Genomic DNA, 18953 nt, shown 5'->3' with positions numbered 1-18953 from the left:
GAGGAATGCCGGCTAAGGCTGTGCGGGTTGTGCGGCTGGCGCATGGCTGATGGGGTATATCCGGAACCAGATGGAATACATGGCTGGCAGGAAGACCAGAGTCAGGACAGTTCCAGCGAAGGCGCCGCCGATCAGCGTGTAAGCGAGTGCTCCCCAGAACACCGAATGGGTGAGCGGGATGAAGGCCAGGACGGCGGCCAGAGCTGTGAGGATCACCGGTCTGGCGCGCTGCACGGTGGCTTCGACGACTGCCTGGAACGGCGCCAGCCCCTCCGCTTCGTTATGACGGATCTGCCCGATCAGGATGAGCGTGTTGCGCATGAGGATGCCGGACAGCGCGATCAGCCCGACCAGGGCATTGATGCCGAAGGGTTGGTTGAAAAGGATCAGAGTGGGCACCACGCCAATCAGCCCCAGGGGGCTGGTCAGAAAGACCATGACCATCGCGGAAATCGACCGTACCTGCACAATGATGATGATCAGCGTGACGGCCAACATGATCGGGAACAACGGCAGCATGGCTTTGCTCGCCTTGCCCGACTCTTCGATGGAGCCGGCCTGTTCGATGCGATAACCGCCTGGCAGCTTTTCGATGATGGGCTGGAGCTGCTGGCTGATGGCGGCCGAGACATCCGGCGGCTGCAGATCCTCGGCAATGTCGCCCCGCACGGTGATCGTCGGTGTGCGGTCGCGCCAGCGCATGATCGGCTCCTCCATGCGCACTTCGACATTGCCCACTTGCGATAACGGGATGCGTTGCCCATTGGCGCCCGCCAATGTGAAGTCCATGACTCTGGTCGGATCGAAGCGGATATCCCCGGCCGCGCGGGCCATGACCTGAACGGTGCGAATGTCCTCGCGCACAGCGGTGATCGGCACTCCGCTGAGCAGGAACTGCAGCTGCTGCGCGACGGCGCTGGAGGTCAAGCCCACCGCCTGCAGGCGGTCCTGCTGCAGGGTGAAGTGCAGCGAAGGCACGCGTGCGCCCCAATCGATATTGACTGTCCGCATCATCGGACTGGCTTCCATGACCTGCTGCACCTGGGCAGCAATTTCACGAAGCTTGTCCGGGCTAGGGCCGGTTACTCGGTAAGCAACCGGGTAGGGAGAGTACGGGCCGAAGACCAGTTGGGAGACCCGAACCCGCGCTTCGTTGGCCAGCCCCTCGGTGACCGCCTGACGCAGCCGATGCTTCAGCGCTTCGCGCTCGTCCTGGTTGTCGGTGCGCACCACAATCTTGGCGAACGAGGGATCCGGCAGTTCCGGCCCCATGGCCATGAAGAAGCGCGGTGCGCCCTGGCCGATGTACGCGGTCACGATCCGGGCCTCCTTCTGCTGAGCCAACCACGCTTCGACCTTCTCGGTGGCGGCGCTGGTCTGGGCAATGGAGGTGCCATAGGGCATCTGCACTTCCACCAGCACTTCGGGGCGGTCTGAGATGGGGAAGAACTGCTTCTTGACTATGCCCATGCCAAGAATGGCCATGACGAAAAGCCCGACGACTGCGCCGGCAACCTTCCACTTGTGCGCAATGACCTGGCTGAGCAGCTGGCGAAAACGGTTGTAGCGCGGGGTATCGTAGATGGCGTCATGTCCGCCTTCGACCTTCTTGAAGTCGGGCAGCAACTTGACTCCGAAATAAGGGGTGAACAGCACCGCAACCAGCCACGAAGCGATCAGTGCGATACCGACGATCCAGAACATGTTGCTGGTGTATTCGCCCGCCGTGGATCGGGCGAAGCCGTTGGGCATGAAGCCTACGGCGGTGACTAATGTGCCGGACAACATTGGCGCTGCGGTATGGCTCCAGGCATAGGCGGAAGCCTGGATGCGGCTGTAGCCTTCCTCCATCTTCACCACCATCATCTCGATGGCGATGATGGCATCGTCCACCAACAGTCCCAGGGCAAGAATCAGCGAGCCCAGGGTGATACGGTCGAAGTTCTTGCCAGTCGCCGCCATGACCACGAAAACCATCGCCAAAGTCAGCGGCACTGCCACGGCGACCACTATCCCCACGCGCCATCCCATGCTGATGAAACTCACCAGCATGACCACCAGCAGCGCGACGAAGAACTTGATCATGAACTCGTCGACCGAGGCGCTGATATTGACCGCCTGATCCGTAACTCCGCTCAGGCTCATGCCCAGTGGCAGCTCTCCATTGATGGCGCTCACCTCGTCGTTCAGGGCCTTCCCAAGGTCGAGACCATTCCAGCCCTCGCGCATGACTACGCCCAGGAGCAGGGCCGGCTCGCCGCCGTTGCGGATCAGGAATGTCGCCGGGTCTTCGTAGCCGCGCCTGACGGTGGCGACATCCGACAACTGCAGCGTGCGACCTTGTGCCATGACGGGCGTATCGCGGATTTTCTGCAACTCATCGAAGGCGCCGTCGAGTCGCAGGAAGACCTGCGGCCCCTTGGTTTCAACTGAGCCTGCTGGCGTCAGGGCATTCTGGCCATTGAGCGCGGCGAACACTTCCTGGGGACCAATACCCAAGGTCGCCAAGCGTTCATGGGATAGCTCGACAAAGATGCGCTCGGCCTGCTCGCCGATAATGTTGACCTTCTTCACGCCAGGCACGTGCAACAAGCGCTGACGTAGCGATTCCGCGTCGCGCACGAGCAGGCGTTGGGGTTCCCCTCTGGCCTTGAGCGCAAACAGCGCAAAGGTGACGTCCGAGTACTCGTCGTTGACCAGCGGGCCGATGACCCCTTCGGGCAGGGTCTTCGCCTCATCGCTGATTTTCTTGCGGGCCTGGTAGAACTCTTCAGGCACCTCCGAGGGTGGGGTACTGTCCAGTAGAGAAAGGGTAGTGAAGGCCAACCCCGGTCTCGTATAGGTCTCGCTGCGGTCGTACCAGCGCAGCTCCTGAAGGCGTTTCTCGATCTTCTCGGCAACCTGATCCTGCATCTCCTGCGCGGTCGCTCCAGGCCACGCAGTCACGATGGTCATCACCTTGACGGTGAACGCAGGATCCTCCGCCCTTCCCAGCTTGAAGAAAGCGATAAGGCCTGCCAGGGAGATCAGGCACACCATGAACAGGGTGATGGAGCGCTCTCGTACCGCAAGCGCCGACAGGTTGAGGCGACCATTACTCATCGCGGGGTTCCCTCGACTGCAGCGACGGCGGCCGAGTCCGGCAACCGTACCTGCTGCCCTTCGCGCAGCAAATGCGCGCCGAGAGCCACGATCTGCTCGTCCTGCTTGAACACGCCAGCGATGCGTACGTGTTCATCATCGAGATTCAGCACCGTAACCGGTCGCCAGGACACTTTCGCAGGGTTGCCTTGGATGACCCACACACCAGGGCCTTTGCCTTCGTCGTACAACGCGCCAATCGGAATCTGCAGGTCGTTCTGTGCCGGCTCCTGCGCTATTCCGGTCGGGATTTGAACAGTGATGGTCGTGCCGAGCGGAGCCTGGGCCAGTTCTCCATTGAGCACGTAACGCGCCTCGAAGGTGCGTGTCAGGCGGTCGGCGACATCCGAGAGCTGACGGAGGCTGGTTTCCACGCTGACGTTGTCTTTGCCGAACAGCGTGGCGCGGGCCGATGAACCAACCGCGGGACGCAAGGTTTCCGGCAGCTGGACAACCGCTTCTCGAGGGCCGGCATGGGCCACCCGAACGACAGGCTGCCCGGCACTCACAACCTGGCCAGGCTCGACCAGCGTCTCCATGACGACGCCGTTGGCGTCCGCCAGCAAGTCGGCGTACCCGGTCGCATTGGCGGCGACCTCGGCTTGGGCTTCGGCCGCGCTGAGTTGTGCTCGCGCCGTGTCCGCCGCGGCTTTGTACTGAGCGTAGGCCGATGCCGATACGGCGCCGGTTCCGCGCAGGGTTCGGTAGCGCGCCTCATCTTCACTTGCTTGTTTCGCTCGCGCCCGGGCAGCGGCCACGGCTTCGCGCTGCGCATGGGCAGCGAGCTTCAGATCGACCGGATCGAGACGGAGCAGGACCTGGCCGCGCTTGACCGATTGGCCGGTATCGACGAGACGCTCCAGCACTTTTCCGGAGACACGGAAGCCCAGGTCGCTCTGAACTCGTGCCGCAACGATACCGGTGAAAGAGCGCGGTGCGGGCGCTGCCGACTGGGGAACGGCAACCCGCACCAGGGGGGCGTCAGTACGGGGATCGGTAGGCGCTTTTTCGCCGCAGGCGGCCAGCGCGAGCGGGATTACACCGATGAGAGTGGACAGAAGAAGGCTGCGCCGACGCATGAGGAGCCCATCGCAAGGAAGTAGGGGACCTCACTTTGTATCTAGTGACTAATTTAGTCAATGGTCACAGCGTTACGGAGACAAACTTCGCAGCACCAGGCTGGATAACAGGGCGGGAGCTTCGTCGGTGGAGTCGAGGCTGTATTGCAGAAGCAGCGGGTTGAAATACGGGCGCATAACCAGGTGGACCGCCTTGGTGGCTTCATCGAGCGGGGTCTTGCGCTCGAAGTCGCCGCTCTGCCGACCTTGCTGCAGGATGTCCTGGATGATCTCCTCAATGAGATTTTCATACTCGAAAGTCACCTGCCAGCGTTCGGAGGCTGCGGACACGACAATTTCGTAGAGCTTGCGGTCGTGAAACAGCAAACGCAGGCATGCCTCCACAAGCGCCTTGAACATGCGGCGCAGCTTCTCTGGCGGACGATCGACCTCGCTGACGGCGGCCCGGACCTCGGCCTCTATCTGCCTGATGCAGTTCGAGCAGATCATTTCGCCAATGGCCTGCTTGGACTCGAAGAACTTGTAGATGTAGGCCTTGGAAAATCCGATCGACTTTGCGAGGTCGGAAACCGTGGTCTTTTCGTAGCCATAGCGGCTGAAATGCTCGGTGGCTGCGGCCACGATCTGATCGCGCACCTCATGATCTGCCGGCCCACGGGTGGTTGTTTTTGCTGCGCGTGTCTTGTTCATGCGCCATAGCCTACATAGCCGTCAGGGGATGGACAACATGTGACCAATATGTATTATGGTCACTGATGTCCGGATGTCTGCCCGTAAGAATGGGCGCCAACGGGGGATCAGTGCCTCTGCATCGGTAATCGTGCAGACGTCTTTCTTCAGCAGCCTGGGCTCATCCAGTTCGTTGGAGTCTTCCAGTGTGCAACGAGCCGATCGCTGCAGCTAAGAGGACCAGCGCGCCCGGCATCTACGCCGCCGGCGACCTCACGACGCCCTTCCTGCCCTCGGTCACCCAGGCATCATCGCAGGGCGCGATGGCGGGTATCTTCGCTCAGCAATCGATGCTGGTTTGAGCGCACCGATTGCCTTTCCGGTTGCGCCGTAGCCTTCGAGAGGGCTGGCTTACATCGCTGCGGCGAAGGAAAGATTGTCGAGTCTGACGGGATGCGCCTTGGCGCCAGGTGCGCCGCCTGATTCCAAGGCGCCCGGCCCGTTTAGCGTTATGTCAATGCGGGCAGAACAGGTGGCGTTCCCGAGGAAGCGTCATTGCCGGAGGAGGGCAGAAGGAGCATTCGCCGGACAGGAACGACCGGGGCGGCTCGCCGTTCAGGGCGACGCGTGCCTGCTGCGTCTGACCATCCCGAGGATGGTGTGTCGCAGCTCTTCTTTTGCTTGCTCGGCGGTGATCTCACCCACCACGGCTGCATCCGACAAGGCGTCGGCGGCGCCAAGCATCGCCCAGAGGCTGGCGCTCGATATCCCTGCAGCTTCGCTGAAAGGCGCGAATATCCCAGCGCACTTTTCGATGAACGCCTTCTGGTACTGGCGCTTGACGGCCGCCAGTTCCGGCGAGCCGCTCAATGCAGCCAGGACCCCCTGGATCTCCCGGCCCTGTGTCAGCACGCAGTCCACATACGCGGCGGCGAAGGTGCGCGCCTTGTCCGCCAGGGTCGGTTTGGCGCCTTCGATGGCGGCATCGAAAAGGGCTGTCTGGCGAATGTCGTAGTCTTCGTACAACGCAGCGAGCAAGCCATTGCGCGTGCCGAAGTGATCGTAAGCGACGGGCTTGGTGATGCCGGCGACCTCGGCCAGGCGACCCAGCGTGAGGGCGTCCGTGCCCTCGTCGCTGATCAGTGCCCAGGAGGCATCCAGCAATTGGCGAGTGCGGGCCTCTCGGGTCAGGCGTCGGCGCGAAGGCTCAGGAGTGGGTGAAGTCATGCAGAGGATTGTCCCACTCCGCCTCAGCGCTGGGAAGCCGCCACCCTGGTGCCTATTGCGAACGCAGTCTCCAGGTGAGCGGCCGGATAGCCGTCATCCGAGGCCAGCAGAAACGTGGAGCTGTGTACGCTGGCTCCGCAGTAATCGAAGATTCCGTGGTCGATCTGGGTCTTCATGGCAGGCGCGTAGCCGTGGCGAGTGAAGGTGCCTTCGTCTGCTCCTCCCACAGCGACCAGATGGACATTCAGACGCTGCAGCTTCTTCACGACCTTGCCATTGCCGTTGTCCTCGTAGGCCCAGCCTATGGAGAACACACGATCGATCCAGCCTTTGAGCAAGGCAGGAAACGACCACCAGTAGATCGGATAGACGATCACCAGGGCATCGGCGCGATCCAGGCGTTGCTGCTCGATAGCCACATCGGCAGGCACGGTTCCCTGTCCGATGAACAGCGCTTGGTCCTCCTGGTTGAAGCGCGGGTCGAACCCTTCGGCCGCCAGATCGGCGAATTCGGTGGTGTGCTGCGAGTTCGAAGCGGTTATGCCCAGGGCGACCTGTCGGGCAATGGCGTGAGTCAAGGATTCGGGATTGGGGTGAGCGACGACGATCAGGCTGTGCATGGTGGAGGCTCCAGTTACTTGGCAGGCGGCCGGGAAGGCCTCAGGTGAGAGCTGTTTGCTACTTACCGAAAGTAACCTACTGTTGGTAACTTGTCGAGCGCCACCTGGGAGAGGCATGACCCGCAGCGTCGTCGCTCAGCCGAAGTCAGAGTGTTCGCGGCTGTCGAGTGAAGAAGCGCCACAGCCCTCGGCCCAGTTCGCGGCCCAGCCGGCCGGCGAAACTGAAATCGCGCACACCGGTTTCATCGACATAGTCCTGCCAGTGCTTCTTCAGGGTTTGCAGCCGCTCCGGTTCTGCCTGGGCCAGATCGTGGATTTCACCGGGATCGCGCGCCAGGTCATAGAGCTGCCAGCGGCCGGGGCCGTCCGGCTTGGGGATGTACAGCGCCTTCCAGTTGCCCTGGCGCAAGGCACGGGCGCGGAACAGCTCCCAGCCGGTGGTTTCGTCTGCGGTGTGCGGCGGCTCCGGACTGCCTTGCAGGTAGCCCAGCAACGAGCGGCCTCGGACCGGCAGGACTTCTCGGCCAGCATAGTGGCTGCCTGGATGAGTGGTTTCGGCCAGCTCCAGCAGCGTCGGGACGATGTCCATCACCGTGGCGAAGTCGTGGCTGATGCCGCCTTGCCGGCGGAAGCCCGGCCAGGTGATGAACGCGGGCACGCGAATCCCGCCCTGGCTGGTGAAGAGCTTGTACTGGCGCGACGGAGCGGTGGCCGCCTGCGCCCAGCGCGGCCCGTACCAGACATAGGAGTTGGCGCGGCCGATATTCTCGACACGGTTGTCGTAATGCTTGCCGATGAAACGCTGGGCACGCTTGCCGACGATGGGCAGCGCTTCGAGCGCGGCGCCCTCGGCGCCGTTGTCCGAGAGAAAGATGACCACAGTGTTTTCCAGCTCGCCCGTGGCGCGCAGATGGCTGACGACGCGGCCGACGTTCCAGTCCAGCCGCTCGACCATCGCCGCGTAGACTTCCATGGCTTTCGCCGATTGGCGCCTGCCCTGGTCATCCAGCTCCTGCCAGTTCGGGGTGTCGGCGATGACGGGATGGGCCTCGACGTCCTCGCCGACCAGGCCCAGTTCCTTGAGGCGAGCCAGGCGCTGCTCGCGCAGAGCATCCGGGCCGCCGTCATAGCGACCCTGGTATTTTTCGATCAGCTCATCCGGCGCCTGCAGCGGAAAATGCGGGGCGGAGAAGGGCAGGTAGGCGAAGAATGGCCGCTGCTCTTCCGGCTGGCGCGCGCCCAGGTAGTCGAGCAGTCGATCGGTGAGGCGTCGGAAGAGTAGAAGTCTTCCGGTAGCTCGGTCACGGGCTCAAGTCCCTCGCGGTAGGTCCCATCCACGGCGTGCAGCAGGCGTGGCATCTTGTGTGCGGGGACCTTCGGCGACCAGCCATAGTGGTTGTGCGCAGCGCCCTCCAGGATGAACGAGTCTTCGAAGCCGCGCGCCGCCGCCGAAGTTTTTGCGCTACGCCCCAGGTGCCATTTGCCGGAGACCAGCGTGTGGTAGCCGGCATCGCGCAGCAGTTCGGCGAGGGTGACCACCCGCTGGTTCAGGTGGCCTTCGTAGCCGGGGTGTTGGCGGATGGTTTCGTCGCTGAACTCCGCCATCGCTCCGATGCCGGCGAGGTGGTGATCGGTGCCGGTGAGCAGCATCGCGCGGGTCGGCGAGCAGGCGGAGGCGGCGTGGAAGTCGGTCAGGCGCAGGCCTGCCAAAGCCAGCTCGTCCAGATGGGGAGTGTGGATCTCGCCGCCGAAGGAGCCGAGGTCGGAGAACCCCAGGTCATCGGCAACGATCAGCAGAAAATTCGGGCGTTTGCTCATGGCGGCTCGCGAAGGAATGGGGATGGCAAGTGGCTGGGGCAGCGGACATTAAGACCATTGCCGTACCTGCATGCCATTGCCTTCGGCGAATACTTTTCATGCCTTTGCGGCATCGCCCGTGTGGGCAATCCCGCGTGCTCGGGGCGCCTTTCCTCAATGCGCGCAAAGCCCATTGCCGGGGTGACACCATTGCGGCAACGGCCCCTGCTGAGCAGCATGGAGCCCGATTGACCGGCATCGGCGGCGTCTGGTCGTACAGCGGTGGACGGTCACTCATCGATATGGTTGCATCGTACAACCATTCGCGACGAGGTTCCGCCCATGTCGATCGATCCGTCAGTCGTGGAGCAGATCCGCTCCGCGTCCCGCACCATGGTTCGCGAGCTGGGGTTCATGCGCACGACCCTGGCGGGCACCGATTACTCGCCTTCCGCCGTGCACGCCCTGCTGGAGCTGGGCTCTTGCGGTGCGCTGACGGCCGTTCAGCTCGTGCAGTTCCTCGGGCTGGAAAAATCCAGCGTCAGCCGGATGCTGGCCAGGCTCGTTCAGGCCGGCGAGGTGGGGCAGGGTTCCGGCGATGACGACGCGCGGACCAAACAGCTGTACCTGACGGAGCAGGGCAAGCGCACGGTCGAGGCGATCCATGCCTACGGTCAGCGGCAAGTGACGACAGCATTGAGTCCTTTGAACAGGCGGCAACAACAGGCCATCGCACGGGGGCTGGAGGTCTACGCAAAGGCCCTGACGGCCTGTCGTCCTGGCGCGGCAGGGCCGGTCGGCTCCCTCATCCATGTCTCGCCGGGATACCGTCCGGGGCTGATCGGGCGTGTCGCTGAAATGCACGCAGGCTTTTACTCGCGACACTCCGGTTTCGGACAGTTCTTTGAAAGCCAGGTGGCAACCGGTGTCGCAGAGTTCACCGGGCGCTTGGGCAATTCACGCAATGGCGTGTGGGTTGCCGAGCAGGGCAGCCGGATAGTCGGGTCGGTCGCCATCGACGCAGAGGACCTGGGCGGGAACGAGGCGCACCTGCGCTGGTTCATCCTCGAGGAGGGGTGTCGGGGCAGCGGCGTGGGCCGCCGTCTGCTCAACGAGGCAATGGCCTTCTGCACTGAACAAGGCTTCTCCGCCGTCCAGCTCTGGACGTTCAAGGGCCTGGATGCCGCGCGTCGCCTCTATGAATCCTTCGGCTTCGAACTGACCCATGAGGAACAGGGAAGCCAATGGGGCAGCGCCGTCATGGAGCAGCAGTTCACGCTCAGGCTCTGAGCGGATGCATCTGCAAAGCCCACTTCCCGGCGGGCCGGCTTGCCGGCGCAGCGATGCTCTTCACCAGGGCGATTTCGCAGGTCGGTGAAGCAGGCAGCCCGCCGGAAGGGCGGTCATGCCTTGATCAGCCCGCGGACCATTCGGTCAAAGGCCTCGACCGTGAATGGCTTGGTCAGGAAGGCTGCGCTGGGAGGAATGCCGCTGCGGTGCCAATGGATAGCGGAAGTCACCACTACCGGTATGGGCGGCGACGATTCGGAAGCGAACTTCGCGACCTCGAGGCCGGAAGTGTTCCCGGCGAGGTTGACATCGGTGATGAGCAGATCGATCTCGGGATGCTGACGCAGGAAGGCGATGGCGTCTTCGCCCCTGTCGAAGGAGTGGACGGCACCATTGGTCAACTCCTGCAGGAGGTCGACCAGCAGCATCTGCATGATCGCGTCATCTTCGACGAGAACGACATGGCGGGGTAGGGCCATTCTCGGATCCGTGTAACGGGTTGGACTCTGGAGGGCGCAGCGCGCAGTACGCGGCGCATGATCCCTATTCTGTACGAATCTCTGGAAATGTACAGGTTCGCCGGTCGGAGAGTGGCATCCAATCAGAGCTGCAGCGCACCCCGCAGCAACAGGCGCAGGCGCTGCGCGCTGTTCGCCGGGCTGCTGCCCAGCGCAACGACAGGGACACCCGGCACGGCGGGCGCGATCTGCTCCGCCGCTTCGCCAACCAGGGCCAGCGGGCATTCGATTGCCATCTGCAGGCGCTCCAGGCGCTTGAGGGTTTCGCCGGGTAACGCCACGTGAGTCAGCAGCACCAGCACGGCCGGCTGGTTCGCCGCGCAGATCAGCGGCAGCTCTTCCAGCGGCGCTCCCGGGCCAATGGCCTGGACACGCAGATCCTCGCCGCCCAGCAGCAGGCCGGCCGCGAGCAATTCAAGCTCCTGGGTGCTGCCGGTGGCATCAGCGAGCACGACGCTGACGCATTCCGCGCGGCTCATCTGCAGGCGCAGGAGCACGCGGGCGCGCAGGAAAGCGTCGAGAACCATCCACTGGCTGCGGGCACCGTAGGCGCTGAGCGTCAGCAGGGAGCGCCACAGCGGCAGGAGGATATCCTCCAGCAGCGTGGCGTTCGGGAAGATGCTGTAGGCCTGGCCGTAGAGCCTGTCGAGTTCGGCCTGGTCGAAGTCCGCCGTGGCGCGGGCAAACGCCTCGCGCCAGCGCTCGCGCTCGTCGTCGGGCCTGGCCGGTTCCTGGCGCTGACGCTGGGCAAGCAGTTCGCCGATCTTGCCGACCGCCATGCCGCGGCTGGACCACAGCAGGATGTCCTGGATGGTCTGCAGGTCCCTGGGGGTGTACAGGCGGTGCCCGCCATCGGTGCGCAGCGGGCTGACCAGCCCGTAGCGGCGCTCCCAGGCACGCAGGGTCACCGGATTGACGCCGGTGAGGCGCACGACCTCGCGCATGGGCAGGAGGTCGCTGGGGTCGATATCCGAGAGATCGTTCATGGCACAGCCTGGCGGCAAGGAAGCGTGGATTGTAAACCAGCGGCAGGGGTATGGCCGAGCTAGGCAGCACCCGGTCGCCCGACTACCCTAGGCGGATCGCAGCAAACCGGACGGAAAACCATGATCAACGCCAAGCTCCTGCAATTGATGGTCGAAGCCTCCAACGACGGCATCGTGGTGGCCGAGCAGGAGGGAGAGGACAGCATCCTGATCTACGCCAACGCCGCCTTCGAGCGCCTGACCGGGTACGCCGCGGACGACATTCTCTACCAGGATTGCCGCTTCCTCCAGGGCGCCGACCGGCAGCAGGCGGGGCTTGCGGCGGTGCGCGAAGCGATCCGCGCGGGGCAGCCCTGTCGCCAGGTGCTGCGCAACTTCCGCAAGGACGGCACGCCGTTCTGGAACGAGCTGTCGATCACCCCGGTGCGCAACGAAGCGGACCAGCTCACCTATTTCATCGGCATCCAGCGCGACGTCAGCCGGGAAGTCGAGGCGCAGGAGCGCGTTCGGCAGCTGCAGGCCGAAGTGGAAGCGCTCAGGGCGCAACTCGCTGCGCTGAATCCGGGCGGCGACTGATCGTTAAAAATTGTACAAGTCGACTTGATTTGTACAATTAATGCCGTAGGCTTCGCTTATACCTGTACAGAAAATAAAAGTTGTACAGGATTCGCCGGAGCCCGCCATGCCCTCGTTTCTGCAATCCTTCGCCGAGCGTTTCGCCGCCCTCGACGCCGCCAGCCTCCATCGTCTGGACGAGTTGTACAGCCAGGACGTGAGCTTCCAGGACCCGCTGCACCGGGTGGACGGGCTTGGCGAGCTGCGCCGCTATTTCGAGTCGCTCTATGCCAACGTGCAGGAGCTGCGCTACGACTTCCACGGATTCGATGAGGTCGCCCCGGGCCGCGGTTACCTGCGCTGGACCCTGCATTACCGCCATCCGCGCCTGGGCGGCGGCAAGCCGATCGCCGTGGACGGCTGCAGCCTCCTGCGCTGGGGCGAGCGCGTGGAGGTGCACCGGGACTATTTCGATGCCGGCGCGCTGCTCTATGAGCACCTGCCGGTCATGGGCGGCGTCATCGGCTGGCTCAAGCGGAGGCTGGCATGAGCCGCATCTGGCTGACCGGCGCCAGCAGCGGCATTGGCGCAGCCCTGGCCGAGCGACTGCTCGCCGACGGCCATAGCCTGGCGGTGACGGCGCGCCAGGCGGCGCCGTTGCAGTCCCTGGCGGAGCGTTACGGCGAACGCGTGCTGCTGGTTCCCGGCGACATCTCTGACGCCAGCCAGGTCGATCACATCGCGCGGCGCATCCAGCAGGCCTGGGGCGCGCTGGATCGGGTGGTGCTCTGCGCCGGAACCTGCGAATACCTGGAGCCCGGGCAGTTCGATGCGGCCATGGTGCAGCGGGTGGTGAAGACCAACCTGTTCGGCGCTGCGCTGTGCATCCAGGCCTGCCTGCCGCTGCTTCGCCAGGGCCTGCGCCCGCACCTGGTGGTCGTCGGCAGCGCCGTGACCTGGCTGGCGTTGCCCCGTGCCGGAGCCTATGGCGCGTCCAAGGCGGCGCTGCGCTATCTGCTGGAGTCGCTGCGTATCGATCTGGCCGCCGAGGCCATCGACACGACCCTGGTAAGCCCAGGCTTCGTCGACACCCCGCTGACCCGGCGCAACGATTTTCCCATGCCGATGCTTTGGCCGGTGGAGCGCGCCGCCGAGCATATCGTCCAGCATCTGGAGGCGCGCCCGCTGGAACTGGCCTTCCCGCGCCGCTTCGTCCTGGTGCTGCGGCTGCTGGGACTGTTGCCCGCGCGCTGGCGCCTCGGCCTCGGGCGCCGCCTTGCGCGCCGTCCGGCGGAGGCCTGAGCCATGCGCATCGCGATCATCGGCAGCGGCATTTCCGGCCTCACCTGTGCTCACCTGCTGGCCCGCCAGCACGAGGTGACCGTCTTCGAGGCCAGTGACTGGATCGGCGGCCACACCCACACGGTCGACGTCGACTGGCAAGGCCAGCGCTACGCCGTGGACACCGGCTTCATCGTCTTCAACGACTGGACCTACCCCCGCTTCATCCAATTGCTGGAGCGCCTGGGCGTCGCCTCCCGGCCGACCCAGATGAGCTTCTCGGTGCACGATCCGGCCAGTGGCCTGGAGTACAACGGCCACGACCTCAATACCCTGTTCGCCCAGCGGCGCAACCTGCTTTCACCCGGCTTCTGGGGCATGCTGCGGGATATCCTGCGCTTCAATCGCGAAGCCTTCGATGACCACGCCGAGCAACGCATTCCGGCGACTCTGACGCTGGGGGACTACCTGCGTGCCGGTGGCTACGGCGAACGCTTCATCGAGCATTACATCGTGCCCATGGGCTCGGCCATCTGGTCGATGTCGCGGGCGCGCATGCTGGATTTCCCGCTGCAGTTCTTCATCCGCTTCTTTGCCAACCATGGCCTGCTCTCGGTCAACGAAAGGCCGCAATGGCGAGTGGTGGAGGGCGGTTCGCGCAGCTACGTGGCGCCATTGACGGCGGCGTATCGCGAGCGAATCCGCCTGAACTGCCCGGTGCGCCGCGTCAGGCGCGACAGGCAGGGCGTGGAGGTTTTCAGCGCCGCCGGCAGCGAGCGCTTCGACAAGGTGGTCTTCGCCTGCCACAGCGACCAGGCACTGGCGCTGCTGGATGCGCCCAGTGCGGACGAGCATGCGGTGCTCGGCGCGCTGCGCTATGCCAGCAACGAAGTCGTCCTGCACACCGATACGTGCCTGTTGCCGCGACGCCGGATCGCCTGGGCGAGCTGGAACTATCGCCTCGGCGGCCCGCAACAGGCACCTGCCGCGCTCACCTACGACATGAACCTGCTCCAGGGCATCGAGGCGCCGGTGACCTTCTGCGTCAGCCTCAACCAGACCGAGCAGATCGATCCGGCCAAGGTCCTGGCGCGCTTCGATTACGCCCATCCGCAATTCAGCCTGGCGGGCATCGCCGCGCAGGCCCGGCGAGGCCAGTTGCAGGGGCGGCAGCACAGCTACTTCTGCGGTGCGTACTGGGGTAACGGTTTTCATGAGGACGGCGTGGTCAGCGCCCTGGAAGTCGCCGGCTATTTCGGGGAGCGACTGTGAACAGCAGCCTGTGCCGCGGCTGGGTGATGCATCGGCGCCTGCTGCCGCGCGTGCACGCCTTCCGCTATCCGGTGGGCATGGTCCTGCTGGACCTCGCCGAGCGGCGTGCCCTGATGCGGCTCTCGCCACTGCTGCGCCCCTGGCGCTTCGCGCCGCTGAGCTGGCGCGAGGGCGACTACCTGCCGGCCTGGACGGGGCAGGGCATGCCCTTGGACGAAGCGGTGCGCTGCCTGCTGCGCGAAGCGCTGGGCGAGGCGCCCGCCGGCCCGATTCTGCTGCTTACCCAGCTGCGCAGCTGGGGCCTGTGGTTCAACCCGGTCAGCTTCTACTTCTGCCATGACCCTGACGGCCGGCTGGCCGCGATTCTTTGCGAGGTGCGCAACACGCCCTGGCGGGAGCGCTTCCACTACGTGCTGCCGGTCACTCCCGGCGCGCCGCAGGAGTTCGCGGTCGCCAAGGCTTTCCATGTCTCGCCGTTCCTGCCCAGGGAAATGGAATACCGCATGCGCTTCCTCATCGACCCGTCCCGCGTGCATGTGCACATGGAGAACTGGCGTGACGACCGCCTGGTGTTCCTGGCCAATCTCGATCTGCGTCGCGAGGCGCTGCAAGCCGCGTCACTGCGCCGGCACCTGCTGGCGTTTCCCTGGATGAGCCTGCGCACCGTTGTGGCCATCTACTGGCAGGCGCTGCGCCTGCTGTTCAAACGCATTCCCCTGCACGACCACCAGGCCAGCGAGCATCACCTGGCGGTCGGTCATTGCGCCGTCGAGGAGCCCGAGCATGTCAGAACCCACCCTGAGCGCCGATAAGGCCGGCACTGCCGCGCCGCTGGCCGGCAACCTGTTCCGTCACGCGGTGATTGCCCGGCTGCGCCAGCTGCGGCACGGCTGGCTGCAGGTGCGCCGCGGCGAAATCCTGCTGGACTTCGGCGACCCGCTCAGCCCCCTGCGCGCCGTGATCGACGTCCACGACGACGCGGTGTGGGGCATGGTGGCCTGCAATGGCTCGATAGGCGCCGGGGAGGCCTACATCCAGGGTTACTGGAGCAGCCCGGAGCTGGCGGCGGTCACCCGCCTGTTCGTCGCCAACCTGGAGGTGCTCGATGCGATGGAAGGCGGGCTGGCACTGCTCGCACGGCCTGCGCTGCGCCTGCTGCACTGGCTCAACCGCAACAGCCGCAGCGGCTCGCAGCGCAACATCCGCGCCCATTACGACCTGGGCAACGACCTGTTCGAGCGGCTGCTCGACCCGACGCTGATGTATTCCTCGGCCATGTTCGAACACCCCTCGCAAAGCCTGGAACAGGCGCAGATGAACAAGCTGGAGGTCATCTGCCGCAAGCTGGACCTGCAGCCACAGGATCACCTGCTGGAGATCGGCACCGGCTGGGGCAGCCTCGCGCTGTATGCCGCCACCCACTACGGTTGCCGCGTGACCACCACCACCCTGTCGAAGGAGCAGTATGCCTGCGCCCAGTACCGCATCCGCGAGCAGGGCCTGCAGGACCGCGTGACCCTGCTGCTGGAGGACTACCGCGAATTGAGTGGGCGCTACGACAAGCTGGTGTCCATCGAGATGATCGAAGCGGTCGGCCACCGTTACCTGCCCGACTACTTCCGCCGTTGCGCCGCACTTCTCAAGGAAGACGGATTGATGCTGCTGCAGGCGATCACCATCCGCGACCAGCGCTATGAGCAGGCGCGACGTTCGGTGGACTTCATCCAGCGCTATATCTTCCCCGGCGGCGCGCTGCCCTCGATCACCACGCTGCTGCAGACCGCTACCGCACACACCGCGCTCAACCTCGTGCATCTGGAGGATTTTGCCCAGGACTACGCCCGTACCCTGCGGCATTGGCGAGAAAACCTGCGGCACTCCCGCGCCGAGTTGCTGGAGCTGGGCTACGACGAGAGCTTCCAGCGCCTGTGGGAGTTCTACCTGTGCTATTGCCAGGGCGGCTTCGAGGAGCGGGCCATCGGCGTGGCGCACCTGCTGTGGGCCGGGCCGGCGGCGCGCAGGGCGAGCCTGGTGGAGCAGCTGGAAGCCTGATGGACCGGCGCCTGCGGCTGCTGGTCAATGCGATCTGGCTGCAGGTGGGCTGGTGGGGTTGTGTCCTGGGGGCACGACTCCCGGCGTTGCTGGGGTTGGTGGCGGTCGGGTTGATGCTGCACCTGGGGCTTTGTCAGCACCGAAAGGAGGAGGGGCTCGCGATCCTGCGGGTCGGCCTGGCCGGTTGTCTGCTCGACACTGTCCTCGGCTGGCTTGGCCTGTTCGATTTCCGCGGCGCACTGTTGCCGGGCTGGCTGGCCTTGCTGTGGCTGGTCTTTGCCAGCGGGCTTCGCCATAGCCTTGCCTGGGCCGCACGGCCCGCGTGGCGCGGAGTATTCATGGGGGCCCTGGCCGGCCCGCTGGCCTATTGCGCCGGTGCGCCGCTGGCGGGAGTCGGGCTGCCGTTGGGCGTGGGCACCTCGGCGCTGTTATTGGCCTTGATATGGGCGGTCTGGTTACCGCTGATGCTGCGTCTTGCGCTCGGCCGGTGAGCGCCGACAGCGCTCCGAGCAGTAGCGCACCTCCTCCCAGCAGCGTGCCCAGCGCCGACGCCAGCTGAAGGGGAGGCCGCAGACCGCGCAGATTTTTTCCGGCAACTGCGCTTTTTTCATAGCGCCTGCCCGGCATCCAGGCGCGCCAGCAATGCCTCGCCGCGCTCCCACAGCGCGAGGCTGCGCGCCTCGTCCATGCGTTGCAGGTTGCGATAGGCCATGGCCAGCCGCGGATTGGCGCCGAGGCGCTCGCGGTGGCGCATGAGGAAATGCCAGTACAGCGCATTGAACGGGCAGGCATTGTCCCCGGTCGCCTTGTCCACCCGGTAGCGGCACGAACCGCAGTGGTCGGACATGCGCTGGATGTAGCGCCCGCTCGCGCAGTAGGGTTTGGATCCCAGGTAGCCGCCGTCGGCATGCATCACCATGCCCAGCGTGTTGGGCAGCTCTACCCAGTCGAAGGCATCCAGGTAAACGGCCAGGTACCAGTCGCAGATGGCCGGCGGCGCGATCCCGGCGAGCAGGGCGAAGTTGCCCGTGACCATCAGCCGCTGGATGTGGTGCGCGTAGCCGAGTTCCAGCGTCTGGCCGATGGCCTGGGCCATGCAGCGCATGTCGGTGCGGCCGGTCCAGTAGAACTCCGGCAGCGGCCGATGGTTGCCCAGCACGTTGAGCCGCGCGTACTCGGGCATGCGCAGCCAGTAGATGCCACGCACGTATTCGCGCCAGCCGATCAGCTGGCGGATGAAACCTTCGGCGGCGTTCAGCGGGGCGCGCCCCTGGCGATAGGCCTGCTCGACGTCGCCGGCGAGTTGGCGCACGTCCAGCAGGCCGATGTTCAGCGCGGCGCTGATGCGGGCATGGAAGAGGAAGGGCTCGCCCTCGGCCATGGCGTCCTGGTAATCGCCGAATGCGGGCAGGGCGAACTCCAGGAAGTGTTGCCAGAGTTCCTGAGCCTGGGCGTGGGTCACCGGGTAGTCGAATCCCTCCAGCCGCCCGTAGTGGTCGTTGAAGCGCGCGCCGACCAGTTGCATGACGTCGCCGGTGATCCGGTCCTGTCCGAAGCGCGCCGGGAAGGGCCCTCGCAGTCCACGGGGCAACGGCTTGCGGTTATCGGCATCGAGGTTCCAGGCACCGCCGACGGGGTGGCCGTCGGGCTCCATCAGCAGCCCGGTACGCCGGCGCATCTCGCGGTAGAAGTGCTCCATGCGCAGCTGTCGGCGCGCTCCCGCCCAGCGCGCGAACTCGTCGCGGCTGCAGAGGAAGCGGCGGTCGTCGTGCCAGATCATCGGCACCCAGCAATTTCGCAGCGCCTGCTCCAGGCGCCATTCGCCGCATTCGGTGAAGTGCACCTGCGGCTCACCCAGGGCCGCATACCAGCGCTCGACTTCGCCGCGGATGCTGCCGCTGTTGTCGGGGTCGTCCAGCGTCACGTAGATGACCCGCCAGCCCCGTTCGCGCAGCGCCTGGGCGAAGTGGCGCATGGCACTGAAGATCAGCACGATCTTCTGCGGGTGATGCGGCACGTAGCGGGCTTCCTGGTCCACCTCGGCCATCAGGACCGCGTCCCGGGCCGGGTCCAGCGCATCGAACAGGGACAGGTCGAAGCTCAGCTGGTCCCCCAACAGCAGTCCCAGCCGGCGCGGTGGTGGTGTCATTCGCGAGGCTCCAGCGAAAGCGGCACGCGCAGCGGCTGGACTGCCGTCGGGTGCGCGGCGCAGATCTCGTCGTGGGCGCAGTGCTGCACCAGTTCGCAGGGGAGCGATGCCCAATCGCGCAGCACCTCGCGTACCTGGGTAGTGGAACGCAGGTGCAGCACCTGTCCGCCTTCATTGCGAACGGGGCGCAAACCCTCGGCCAGGCGCACCTGGAGGACATAGAAACCGCCCTCCAGCGAAATCGCCTCGAAACCCTGGACGCGCCCGGCCGCTACGGCCTGCGCCAGTTCCTGCATGGTCATGGTTGGCTCCTGGCC

At 65.1% G+C, this 18953-nt stretch carries 18 protein-coding genes and 2 pseudogenes; 9 read left to right on the top strand and 11 right to left on the bottom strand.

Features of this window, described 5'->3' with window-relative positions:
* Positions 1-12 precede the first annotated feature (12 nt).
* The 3 genes from ACCC94_RS05265 to ACCC94_RS05255 all read right to left on the bottom strand — a co-directional run bounded on the left by ACCC94_RS05265 (position 13) and on the right by ACCC94_RS05255 (position 4910).
* A complete protein-coding gene (locus ACCC94_RS05265) occupies positions 13-3102 on the bottom strand; it encodes an efflux RND transporter permease subunit (RefSeq protein ID WP_413348338.1) in 3090 nt (1029 codons plus the stop codon).
* Positions 3099-4220 (bottom strand): efflux RND transporter periplasmic adaptor subunit, encoded by a 1122-nt coding sequence (locus ACCC94_RS05260; RefSeq protein WP_413348337.1) that lies wholly within the window; start codon positions 4218-4220, stop codon positions 3099-3101. Before ACCC94_RS05260 ends, ACCC94_RS05265 begins: the two co-directional genes overlap by 4 nt.
* 72 nt (positions 4221-4292) lie before the next feature.
* Positions 4293-4910: a TetR/AcrR family transcriptional regulator gene (locus tag ACCC94_RS05255; RefSeq protein WP_413348336.1), complete on the bottom strand. Its 618-nt coding sequence runs from the start codon at positions 4908-4910 to the stop codon at positions 4293-4295.
* 212 nt (positions 4911-5122) lie between these two features.
* Here ACCC94_RS05255 and ACCC94_RS05250 point away from each other — a divergent pair.
* Positions 5123-5251: pseudogene (locus ACCC94_RS05250) on the top strand (NAD(P)/FAD-dependent oxidoreductase); the annotation flags it as partial.
* 253 nt (positions 5252-5504) lie between these two features.
* Here the strand turns inward: ACCC94_RS05250 and ACCC94_RS05245 are convergent.
* From ACCC94_RS05245 to ACCC94_RS05235, 3 genes and pseudogenes are all read right to left on the bottom strand, one after another.
* Positions 5505-6116, bottom strand: coding sequence for a TetR/AcrR family transcriptional regulator (locus ACCC94_RS05245; RefSeq protein WP_413348335.1), 612 nt, complete (start codon positions 6114-6116; stop codon positions 5505-5507).
* A 23-nt stretch (positions 6117-6139) separates the two neighbouring features.
* Positions 6140-6736, bottom strand: coding sequence for an NAD(P)H-dependent oxidoreductase (locus tag ACCC94_RS05240; RefSeq protein WP_413348334.1), 597 nt, complete (start codon positions 6734-6736; stop codon positions 6140-6142).
* Between the two features lie 145 nt (positions 6737-6881).
* Positions 6882-8554 (bottom strand): annotated as a pseudogene (locus ACCC94_RS05235) (arylsulfatase).
* 321 nt (positions 8555-8875) lie between these two features.
* Between ACCC94_RS05235 and ACCC94_RS05230 the strand changes: the two are divergent.
* Positions 8876-9823: a GNAT family N-acetyltransferase gene (locus ACCC94_RS05230; protein ID WP_413348333.1), complete on the top strand. Its 948-nt coding sequence runs from the start codon at positions 8876-8878 to the stop codon at positions 9821-9823.
* A gap of 113 nt (positions 9824-9936) precedes the next feature.
* Here ACCC94_RS05230 and ACCC94_RS05225 read toward each other — a convergent pair whose 3' ends face one another.
* A complete protein-coding gene (locus ACCC94_RS05225) occupies positions 9937-10302 on the bottom strand; it encodes a response regulator (RefSeq protein ID WP_413348332.1) in 366 nt (121 codons plus the stop codon).
* Between the two features lie 122 nt (positions 10303-10424).
* Positions 10425-11327: a MerR family transcriptional regulator gene (locus ACCC94_RS05220; RefSeq protein WP_413348331.1), complete on the bottom strand. Its 903-nt coding sequence runs from the start codon at positions 11325-11327 to the stop codon at positions 10425-10427.
* A 120-nt stretch (positions 11328-11447) separates the two neighbouring features.
* On the opposite strand from ACCC94_RS05220, the gene ACCC94_RS05215 reads away from it, so the two are divergent.
* The 7 genes from ACCC94_RS05215 to ACCC94_RS05185 all read left to right on the top strand — a co-directional run bounded on the left by ACCC94_RS05215 (position 11448) and on the right by ACCC94_RS05185 (position 16978).
* Positions 11448-11903, top strand: coding sequence for a PAS domain-containing protein (locus ACCC94_RS05215; RefSeq protein WP_413348330.1), 456 nt, complete (start codon positions 11448-11450; stop codon positions 11901-11903).
* A 106-nt stretch (positions 11904-12009) separates the two neighbouring features.
* On the top strand, positions 12010-12432 hold the full coding sequence (locus ACCC94_RS05210; protein ID WP_413348329.1) for a nuclear transport factor 2 family protein: 423 nt from the start codon (positions 12010-12012) through the stop codon (positions 12430-12432).
* Positions 12429-13184, top strand: coding sequence for an SDR family NAD(P)-dependent oxidoreductase (locus ACCC94_RS05205; RefSeq protein ID WP_413348328.1), 756 nt, complete (start codon positions 12429-12431; stop codon positions 13182-13184). Before ACCC94_RS05210 ends, ACCC94_RS05205 begins: the two co-directional genes overlap by 4 nt.
* Positions 13185-13187: 3 nt before the next feature.
* Positions 13188-14435: an NAD(P)/FAD-dependent oxidoreductase gene (locus tag ACCC94_RS05200; protein ID WP_413348327.1), complete on the top strand. Its 1248-nt coding sequence runs from the start codon at positions 13188-13190 to the stop codon at positions 14433-14435.
* The gene (locus ACCC94_RS05195) at positions 14432-15247 is read left to right on the top strand and encodes a DUF1365 domain-containing protein (RefSeq protein ID WP_413348326.1); all 816 of its coding nucleotides are present in this window, start codon (positions 14432-14434) and stop codon (positions 15245-15247) included. Before ACCC94_RS05200 ends, ACCC94_RS05195 begins: the two co-directional genes overlap by 4 nt.
* Entirely contained in the window at positions 15219-16487 is a 1269-nt protein-coding gene (locus ACCC94_RS05190; RefSeq protein ID WP_413348325.1) for a class I SAM-dependent methyltransferase, read from the top strand. The genes ACCC94_RS05195 and ACCC94_RS05190 overlap by 29 nt, the downstream gene beginning before the upstream one ends.
* The gene (locus ACCC94_RS05185; protein WP_413348324.1) at positions 16487-16978 is read left to right on the top strand and encodes a DUF2878 domain-containing protein; all 492 of its coding nucleotides are present in this window, start codon (positions 16487-16489) and stop codon (positions 16976-16978) included. Before ACCC94_RS05190 ends, ACCC94_RS05185 begins: the two co-directional genes overlap by 1 nt.
* Here ACCC94_RS05185 and ACCC94_RS05180 read toward each other — a convergent pair.
* Genes ACCC94_RS05180 through ACCC94_RS05170 form a run of 3 tightly spaced genes read right to left on the bottom strand, consistent with a single transcriptional unit; the run spans position 16943 to position 18938 of the window.
* Complete coding sequence (locus ACCC94_RS05180; RefSeq protein WP_413348323.1) at positions 16943-17098, bottom strand: DUF2256 domain-containing protein; 156 nt, start codon at positions 17096-17098, stop codon at positions 16943-16945. The genes ACCC94_RS05185 and ACCC94_RS05180 overlap by 36 nt on opposite strands.
* Positions 17095-18636, bottom strand: a complete 1542-nt coding sequence (locus ACCC94_RS05175) for a cryptochrome/photolyase family protein (protein ID WP_413348322.1) — start codon at positions 18634-18636, stop codon at positions 17095-17097. The genes ACCC94_RS05180 and ACCC94_RS05175 overlap by 4 nt, the downstream gene beginning before the upstream one ends.
* Positions 18633-18938: a DUF6482 family protein gene (locus tag ACCC94_RS05170; RefSeq protein WP_413348321.1), complete on the bottom strand. Its 306-nt coding sequence runs from the start codon at positions 18936-18938 to the stop codon at positions 18633-18635. Before ACCC94_RS05170 ends, ACCC94_RS05175 begins: the two co-directional genes overlap by 4 nt.
* Between the last annotated feature and the right edge of the window lie 15 nt (positions 18939-18953).

This window comes from Pseudomonas sp. Pseusp97 (assembly GCF_047304025.1).
GTDB lineage: Bacteria > Pseudomonadota > Gammaproteobacteria > Pseudomonadales > Pseudomonadaceae > Pseudomonas.
This window is presented reverse-complemented; position numbering and strand designations above follow the sequence as displayed.